Raw genomic sequence first — 8,604 nt, forward strand, 5'->3', positions numbered from 1 at the left:
AACGGATGACTCGGGGTGGCGGTCGACGATGCGGTCGGCGGTGGCCAGGAGCGGGTTCACGTGACCGGCCGTTCCGCCGCCCGCGAGGAGATAGGTGGTCAACGGGTACGCCGATTCTGCTGGGTGGACTGGGAGGGGTTCTGGCCGCGCGCGGTCGGCCTGGTGCGCTGGGTCGCGGCAATGCGGGAACGCTCGGCCGGCGACTGGCCGACAGGGGCGTCCGCCGTGCCGCCGGGTTCGCGCGCGAACGACAGCACCACCCCGATCGCGAGAAGTGTGGCGATGAGCGCCGAGCCGCCGGCGGAGATCAGGGGCAGCGGCACTCCGAGCACCGGCAGCACGCCGAGAACCACCGCGATGTTGATGAAGGCCTGTCCGACGATCCAGATGCCGACGCCGGCCGTGACGATGCGAGCGAACGGGTCGTCGTTCGACCGGATGACGCGGATGAACGCGAACGCCAGCACGATGAACAGCACGAGCACGACGACCGCGCCGATGAGGCCCAGCTCTTCGCCGACGATGGCGAAGATGTAGTCGTTGTCGGCCTCCGGCAGCCACGACCACTTAGCCTTGGAGTTGCCGAGCCCGACGCCGAAGAATCCGCCGGAGGCGAGGGCCCACTTGCCGTGGGTCGGCTGCCAGCAGAAGGTCTCGTATTGCAGCGGCGTGCAGCCGTTGATCCAGGCGTTGATGCGGTCGGACCGTGACTCGCCCGAGAAGGCGAAGACGATGCCGAAGGCCCCGATGATCGTGATCGCGGTGAGCAGGTAGCGCACCTTGACGCCGCCGATGAAGAGGCAGGAGAACACGATCGCGAGCATCACGATCGAGGTGCCGAGATCTTGGCCGAGCAGCACGAGGCCGATCGCGAGGCCGGCGACAGGACCGATCGGCACGAGCACGTGCTTCCACTCGTCGAGCAGCCCCTGCTTCGAGGTGAGGATGAACGCGACCCAGACGATCAGCGCCAGCTTCAGCAGCTCCGACGGCTGGGCGGTGGTGAACCCGAGGTCGACCCAGTTGCGGTTACCGCCGTAGCCGTAGCCGAGCGGGCTGAACACGAGCAGCTGCAGCCCCATACCGACGAAGATGGCCGGCCAGGCCCAGCGCTTCCAGAACATCATCGGCATGCGCGACGCGACCAGCATGAACGGAACCCCGATGAGGGCGAAGAGGCCCTGCTTCGAGAAAGAGGCGAAGAAGTCGTCACTCTCGAGGTGCGACTCGACCGACGACGACGAGAGCACCATCACCAGGCCGAAGGCCACCAGGAAGATCGTGGTGCCGAGCAGCAGGAAGTAGTTGGGCGTCTCCGCCGCGAAGAGCTTGCGCACCCCGACGACGACGGCCGGCCCCGAGTCGGGCTTCGGCGCCGGTACGCCACGTGTGGGCTCAGGCGGTCGTGGTGTCCGGCCCCGGTTCGTGCCCGGATTGCGTGTCGTCGTCATCCGCTGCACCTCCTGGGTTCGTCGTTCTCGTCTGGTCGTGCACTGCTGCGGCGAATCGTCTGCCGCGGTCGGAATAGCTGTCGAACTGGTCCATGGATGCTGCGGCCGGTGCCAGGAGAACCGTGTCGCCGGGTCGTGCTGCCGCGACCGCAAATCGCACGACCTGCGGCATCACCTCATCAGTCTCGGCTGCCTGTACCTCAAAGACCGGGAGGGAGGGCGCGTGTCGCGCGAATGCGGAGCGAAGCGCCAGCCGATCCTCGCCGATGATGATCGCGGCGCGCAGACGGGCGACGTTGCGCTCGACGAGCGGGCCGATGTCGACGCCTTTGAGCAGGCCGCCGACCACCCAGACGATGGGATCGAACGCGAGCAGGGCGGCCTGCGCCGCGTGCGGGTTCGTGGCCTTGGAGTCGGCGACCCAGAGCACGCCGTCGCTCTCGAGCACGGTCTCGGTGCGGTGGTGGTCGATGCGGAACGTCGCGATCGCCTCGCGGACGACCGCGGGCGCGACGCCGAAGGCGCGCACGAGAGCGGATGCCGCGAGCACGTTGGCGACGGAGTGCGGCGCCGCGAGGCCCGCCTCGGCCAATTCGCCGTGGGTGGTGAGCTCGAACGCGGAGTTGCGGCGGTCGTCGTGGAACGCGCGGTCGACGATGATGCCGTCGACGATACCGAGGTCGCTGGGACCGGGTGCGCCGAGCCCGAAGCCGATGGCGCGGCATCCGTCGACCACGTCCGCCTCCTCGACCATGTGCCGGGTCGCCTCGTCGGCGAGGTTGTAGACGCAGGCCACGCGCGTGTTGTCGTAGACCTTGCCCTTGGCCGCCGCGTAGGCGTCGGCCGAGCCGTGCCAGTCGATGTGGTCGTCGGCGAGGTTGAGGCAGACACTCGCGAACGGCGAGATGGCGCCCTCGGGTGTCTGGTTGATCCAGTGCAGCTGATAGCTCGAGAGTTCGACGACGAGCACGTCGAAACCGATCGGGTCGCGCACCGCGTCGAGCACGGGGACGCCGATGTTTCCGACCGCGGCGACACGGTGGCCCGCGGTGGCGAGCAGGTGCGCCGCGAGCTGCACCGTCGTGGTCTTGCCGTTGGTGCCCGTCACCGTGATCCACTCGGCCGCGCGCACCTTGTCGCGCACCCGCCAGGCGAGCTCGATGTCGCCCCACACGGGGATGCCGGCGGATTCCGCCCAGAGCAGCAGCGCGTGATCGGGGTGGAAGCCCGGGGAGACGATCACGAGCTCGGCGTCGAATTCGGCGAGCCGGTCGGGAACGGTGGAGAGGTCGGCCTGCTGCACGAGCTCTGCCCCGATGACGTCGAGCAGGTCGGCGCTCTCCTCGGGAGCGGAGGCCGCGACGACGAGCACGCTGGCGCCGAGTTCGACGAGGGTATCGGCCGCGGCGAAGCCGGTCATGCCGAGCCCCAGCACGGCGACGCGAAGGCCCTTCCAGTCGGCGTGCCAGCTCGTGAGTGTTGTCAGATCGGTCACGGTCGCGCTGTCGCCCATTCGAGGTAGAAGATTCCGACGCCGGCGGCCACGAAGAGACCCGCGATGATCCAGAACCTCACCACGACGGTGATCTCCGCCCAGCCCTTGAGCTCGAAGTGGTGGTGCAGGGGGCTCATCAGGAAGATGCGCTTGCCCTTGGTGATCTTGAAGTAGGCCCGCTGCAGGATGACCGAGCCGGTGACGATGAGGAAGAGACCGCCGATGAAGACGAGCAGGATGTCGGTGCGGCTGAGGATCGCGAGAGCGGCGATGGCTCCGCCGAGTCCGAGCGAACCGGTGTCGCCCATGAAGATCTGGGCCGGGCTGGTGTTCCACCAGAGGAAGCCGATGAGGCTTCCCACGATGCACGCCGCGATGACGGCGAGGTCGAGCGGGTCACGCACCTGGTAGCACTTGAACGCGAGGTCGACATCGTCGTAGACGTTCGAGTTGAAGCACGACTGGTTGTTCTGCCAGAAGCCGATGAAGATGTACGAGGTGATGGCGAGGATCGACGCGCCCGTGGCGAGACCGTCGAGACCGTCGGCCACATTGACGCCGTTCGACGCGCTCACGACGATGACGATCGACCAGAGCGCGAACAGGATGCCGCCGCCGATGAGGCCGAATGACGCGAAGTCGAGCCACTCGATGTCGCGCACGAACGAGATGTAGGTGTGCTGCACGTCGTCGACGATCGTGGAGACCGGCGTGAGGTTGTTCTCGTCGGGGAAGTTCAGCGCGATGGCGGCGAAGATCGCGGCGACGATCACCTGCCCGAGAATCTTCGACCAGCCGCCGAGCCCGAGGCTGCGCTGGTTGCGGGTCTTCAGGAAGTCGTCGAGGAAGCCGACGGCACCGAGGCCCACCATGAGGAACATCACGAGGAACGCCACGAGCGTGAACTCATCGCCGGCGATGAGGTGGCCGACGAAGTAACCGAGCACCGCACCGATGATGAAGACGATGCCGCCCATGGTCGGGGTACCGCGCTTGGCGTGATGCGATTGGGGACCGTCGTCGCGGATGAACTGGCCCCAACCGATGCGGTTGAAGAGCTTGATGAAGAGCGGGGTTGTCAGCAGGGTGAAAACGAGCGAAAAGCCCGCCCCTGTCAGGAGCGCGATCATTTAGGTCGCCCTTCGTGTTTGGTTGATCAGGGCGGTAGAGCCAGCGGCTTTCACGAGCAACACCAGGGGCGCGGCGTCGCGCGACGAAAGCTCGGTGTCATTCAGCAAATCGTATGCCTCATCGAGGGTATCAACGAGTACCGACTCCCCGTCCCATGAACCTTCGAGACCGGCGGCATTGTGGATGTGGCGTGCCGACTGACCCACGACGATGAGCCTCGACACGTTCAGCCGCACGACGAGGCGGCCGATGCGGTCGTGCTCGTCGCGAGACTCGAGGGCGTCGGTGCCGGCGGGAAGGTCGAGTTCACCCAGCACGGCGACCGAACGTGTGCCGTCGATCGTGAACTGCGCGAGAGCCTTGAGGGCGTCGGCCGTGGAGCGGGGCGAGGCGTCCGCGGTGTCGTCGACGAACAGCAGCCTTGGCTCCGGGCGCGAGACCCGCATGTCGTGCGGCGCGAGCTCGGTGAGCGGGGCGAGGGCGGCGATCGACTCCGCCGTGGGCACGCCGGCCGCCGCGGAGACCGCGAGGGCGGCGAGCAGCAGCGGCACGACCGACTCGCCGAGGACACCGACGGACACCTGAGCGCTGGCGTCACCGGAGACGAGCACGAAGCCCGTTCCATCGACGGTCGACTCGATCGCCTCGGCGCGCACGTCGTTCGAGGCTGCCAACCCGAAGGTCACGACCCGCGCCGTGAGCTGCTGCGTTGCCCGTGCGACGGACGGATCATCCGCGTAGGCGACGACCAGGGCCTCGGCGCGCACGCGACCGAGGTCGGACTCGGCATCGGAACCGAGCACGACCACGACGTCCGCTTCGGCCGGGTCGGTGCTGAACGTATGGGCGACATCGGCGAGCAACGCGTCGATCACGACGCGGGTTGACGCTGCACGCCGGCCGGCGACGGCGACGATCACACCCGGCCGGCTTCGTCCCAGCCGGCTTCGCGGAGGGCCGCCCTGGCCTCTTCGCGTGCCGAGTAGGGCGTGCGCACGCCCTCGATGTCGCGGTAGTCCTGGTGTCCCGGACCGGCCCAGAGGATCGAGTCGCCCTCGTGGGCGAGCGACACGGCGACGCGGATCGCCTTCTCGGGCGGGCTGACCTCGTGCAGTTCGGCCTGGTGCTCGGCGAGGCCGGCACCCTCGACGAGGGTCGCGCGGATCGACGCCGCGTTCTCGAAGCGGGGGTGGTGGTCGGTCACGACGAGGATGTCGGAGCCCTCGGATGCGACCCGCGCCATCTCGTGCCGCTTCGTGGCGTCGCGGTCGCCGTCGGCGCCGAACACCATGATGACCTTGCCTGTGGTGAACGTTCGCACGGCGTCGAGGGTGTTGAGGAATGCGTCGGGGCTGTGGCCGAAGTCGACGAAGACGCTGGGGCCGCGGTCTCCCGAGACGCGCTCGGTGCGGCCGGGCAGGTAGGCGTCGATGCCGCCCTCGGGGTTGGTGTCGCTCGGCTCGAGCGCCTGGCCGATGGCCTCGAGTTCGAAACCGGCCTCGACCAGCATCACGATCGCGAGGGCGCCGTTTGCTGCCATGTGGCGGCCGATGATCGGTACGCGGCTGGAGAGCGTGCGGCCTTCGGGGCCGGTGAGGGTGAACGCGGTGTACGCGGCCTCCTCGGCCGTGATCTCGACGTTCCACTCCCCCACGACGCCGGGCGTCGACGAGATTGTGGTGAGCGGGATGCGCGACTCGGCGACGACCCGCTGGCCGTAGGGCGAGTCGAGCGAGACGACGCCGCGCTTGCCGCGGTCGGGCTGGAACAGCGGGAGCTTCGCGTAGAAGTACTCCTCCATGTCGGCGTAGTCGTCGAGATGGTCGTGGCTGAGGTTGGTGAACGCGACCACGTCGAACAGCAGGCCGTCGACACGGTTGCGGCTGAGGGCCTGGGCGCTCACCTCGACCACGACGGCGCGCACCTCGCTCTCGCGCATGCGGGCCAGCAGGGCGTGCATCTCGCTGGCCTCGGGCGTGGTGAGACGGCTCACGACGGTGAGGTCGCCGATGTGGCGCTCGGCCGTCGAGCTGAGGCCCGTCACGAGGCCGAGCTGCTTGAGGATGCCTTCGAGCAGGTACGACGTGGAGGTCTTGCCGTTGGTGCCCGTCGTCGCGAACAGCAGCGGCGGGTGCTCGTTGGTGCGGTAGACCCAGGCGGAGATCTCGCCGAGGGCCGCGCGCGGCGAATCGACGACGAGGATCGGCAACCCCGAGGCCGCGGCCAGGTCGGCGCCGGCGGAGTCGGTCAGCACGGCGACGGCGCCGCCCTCTTTCGCGCGCTCCGCGTAGCTGGCGCCGTGGCTGTGCGCGCCCGGCATACCGATGTAGAGGTCGCCGGGATGCAGGTCGCCGGTCGACAGCGTCACTCCCGTGATCTCGACGGCGTCGAGCGACCCGCGATACTCGAGACCGAACTCACTGACGAGCTCGGCGAGAGATCGGGCCGACGGATGCTCCGGTCGTAGTACCGGGGGGATCCTGGCGGTCACGCGATTCTCGTTTCTCATGTCGTGCAGATCAGCTCTGGGGCCCACGTGGCGCGCATCAGTAGTTGAGCGGGAACTGCGTGGGCGGCACCGTCGAGGGTGCGATCTTGAAGGTCTTGATCACCTGTGTCGTGATCTTCTTGAACGTGGACGCCACGGCGCCCGATGTCTTCATGGTATCCGGCTTGGCGAAGGTGACCACAATCGCGTACTCGGGCGCCTCGGCGGGAACGAGGCCGGCGATCGAGATGATGCGGTCGCTGCCGTAGCCGTTCGCGTCGGCGACTTCCGCGGTTCCGGTCTTCGCTGCGACGTTGTAGCCGGGGATGGTCAGCGCGTTCTTCAGGCTGCCCTGGTTCACGACGTTCTCCATCATCGCGACGGTCGTGTCCGCCGCGCTCTCGGACACGACGCGCGTGCCCTCGGTCGACGGCAGTTCGGTGACCGTGCCGTCGGGCAGCGTGCAGCCCTCGACGAGCGTGAGCGGCATACGCACGCCGTTGTTGCCGAGCGCCTGGTAGGCCGACGCCATCTGGGCGGACGTGGCCGTCATGCCCTGGCCGAACTGCACCGCGTAGTTGGTGACGGCATCCCACTGGCTGGTCGGCAGGATGAGACCGGATGATTCGCCCTGGAAGTTCACGGCGGTGAGCGAGTTCAGCCCGAATTTCGTCATGTAGTCGCGACGGGCCTCTTTGTTGCCGAGACGGTCGGTGAGGTACGACGTTCCGATGTTGGACGAGTTCGTGAGGATGCCGGTGGCCGTGTAGCGGATGTCGCCGTGCGCCCAGGAGTCCTTGATCGACTGTCCGTTGCCGAGGTCGCGGCGGCCGGGCACGGTGACGGTGGTGGTCGGCGTGATCGCCCCGGCGTCGAGCAGCGAGGCGATCGTGAGCGACTTCATGGTGGAGCCCGGCTCGAATGGCGAGCTGAACGCCCGCGAGCCGAGGTCGCTGCTGGAGACGCCGTCGACGTTGTTGGGATCGACCGACGGGTAGTCGGCGACCGACATCAGGTGCCCGTCGCTGACACGCACCACGACGATGGTTCCCCAGTCGGCGCCGAGCTCCACGGAGCGCTGCGCGAGCGTCTGCTGGGTGTACCACTGGAAATCGCTGTCGATCGTGAGCTTGAGGGTGCCGCCGTCGGAGGCTTCCTTGGTCGTGACCGTGCTGCCGGGGATGCGGATTCCGTCGGCGCCACGCTCGTACGTGGACGTGCCGTTGGTGCTGCCGACACACGAGTCCTGGGTGACCTCCAGGCCGTTCTGCGGACCGTCGGTTCCGATGAAGCCCACGAGGTTGCCGGCGACGCTTCCCATCGGGTAGGTGCGGCTCGGGTGCAGCACGTCGTACACCCACGGGATGTCGAGGGCGCGCACCGCGGTCAGCTGTTCGAGCGTCACGGACTTCGCCACGTAGGCGAAGTTCGACCCGGGCTTCTCGGTGAGCGCGGTGGTGATATCGGCCACGGTGGCCCCGCTCGCGACCGACAGTTCGGCGATGGCATCGGCGACGGGAACTTCGACCGTGTCTTTGCCGTCGCCGGTCTTGCGATCGAAGGTATTCACGAGCAGCGGGCTCGCCGTGATGTCGAACCGGTCGACGCTGTCGGCGAGCACGTTGCCGTTGGTGTCGACGATGTTGCCGCGCGAACCGTAGGTCGTCTGGCTCACCGAGCGCTTGCTCAACGATTCCGTGTTGAGTTCGGTCGCGCTGACGACCTGGATGTCGACGAGGCGCACCACGAACAACGAAAAGATCGCGAAAATGGCGAGCACCGCGAGTGCGGTGCGTCGTTTGGTCTTGCGAGCGTCGTTCACTGCATCGATTCCTTACCTTGACTGCCCGGTTCCCCCGATTGCCCCGCTGCTCCGGGGCCCCCGTTACTGCGAAGCACGGCCCCGACCACGATCAGCGGGTGACGGGCGACGGCAACGTTGTCGGGTTCGACGCTACAGACCCGGCCGTCGGGGCGGCCGCAGGCGCGCCAGCGGCCACCTGACCCGCACTTGCCGCGGTGGCCGCGGCGGCCGCGTC

Annotated in this window: 7 protein-coding genes; all 7 read right to left on the reverse strand. The window is 67.9% G+C overall.

Annotation, left to right across the window (positions count from 1 at the left end; all coding sequences use genetic code 11):
• On the reverse strand, positions 1–102 hold a 102-nt coding region (locus ACLQ6X_RS09110), incomplete at its 3' end, for a glycosyltransferase (protein ID WP_411699859.1).
• The gene (gene ftsW, locus ACLQ6X_RS09115; protein ID WP_411699853.1) at positions 99–1,451 is read right to left on the reverse strand and encodes a putative lipid II flippase FtsW; all 1,353 of its coding nucleotides are present in this window, start codon (positions 1,449–1,451) and stop codon (positions 99–101) included. The genes ACLQ6X_RS09110 and ftsW, both read right to left, overlap by 4 nt.
• Positions 1,396–2,964 (reverse strand): UDP-N-acetylmuramoyl-L-alanine--D-glutamate ligase, encoded by a 1,569-nt coding sequence (gene murD, locus ACLQ6X_RS09120; RefSeq protein ID WP_411699854.1) that lies wholly within the window; start codon positions 2,962–2,964, stop codon positions 1,396–1,398. The genes ftsW and murD overlap by 56 nt, the downstream gene beginning before the upstream one ends.
• Positions 2,943–4,076 carry a phospho-N-acetylmuramoyl-pentapeptide-transferase gene (gene mraY / locus ACLQ6X_RS09125; protein ID WP_411699855.1) on the reverse strand — a complete coding sequence of 378 codons (1,134 nt, stop codon included), beginning with the start codon at positions 4,074–4,076 and terminating at the stop codon, positions 2,943–2,945. The genes murD and mraY overlap by 22 nt, the downstream gene beginning before the upstream one ends.
• Positions 4,077–4,997: a hypothetical protein gene (locus tag ACLQ6X_RS09130; RefSeq protein ID WP_411699856.1), complete on the reverse strand. Its 921-nt coding sequence runs from the start codon at positions 4,995–4,997 to the stop codon at positions 4,077–4,079.
• Positions 4,994–6,568, reverse strand: a complete 1,575-nt coding sequence (locus ACLQ6X_RS09135) for a Mur ligase family protein (protein ID WP_411699857.1) — start codon at positions 6,566–6,568, stop codon at positions 4,994–4,996. The genes ACLQ6X_RS09130 and ACLQ6X_RS09135 overlap by 4 nt, the downstream gene beginning before the upstream one ends.
• A 55-nt stretch (positions 6,569–6,623) precedes the next feature.
• Positions 6,624–8,387 (reverse strand): peptidoglycan D,D-transpeptidase FtsI family protein, encoded by a 1,764-nt coding sequence (locus tag ACLQ6X_RS09140; protein ID WP_411699858.1) that lies wholly within the window; start codon positions 8,385–8,387, stop codon positions 6,624–6,626.
• Between the last annotated feature and the right edge of the window lie 217 nt (positions 8,388–8,604).

The organism is Conyzicola sp. (assembly GCF_046714715.1).
Taxonomy (GTDB): domain Bacteria; phylum Actinomycetota; class Actinomycetes; order Actinomycetales; family Microbacteriaceae; genus Conyzicola.

What these genes read in the sequence shown, in the direction of transcription:
- murD (WP_411699854.1), bottom strand. Translation starts at nt 2,964, where the DNA reads ATGGGCGACAGCGCGACCGTGACCGATCTGACAACACTCACGAGCTGG.
- ftsW (WP_411699853.1), bottom strand. Translation starts at nt 1,451, where the DNA reads ATGACGACGACACGCAATCCGGGCACGAACCGGGGCCGGACACCACGA.
- mraY (WP_411699855.1), bottom strand. Translation starts at nt 4,076, where the DNA reads ATGATCGCGCTCCTGACAGGGGCGGGCTTTTCGCTCGTTTTCACCCTG.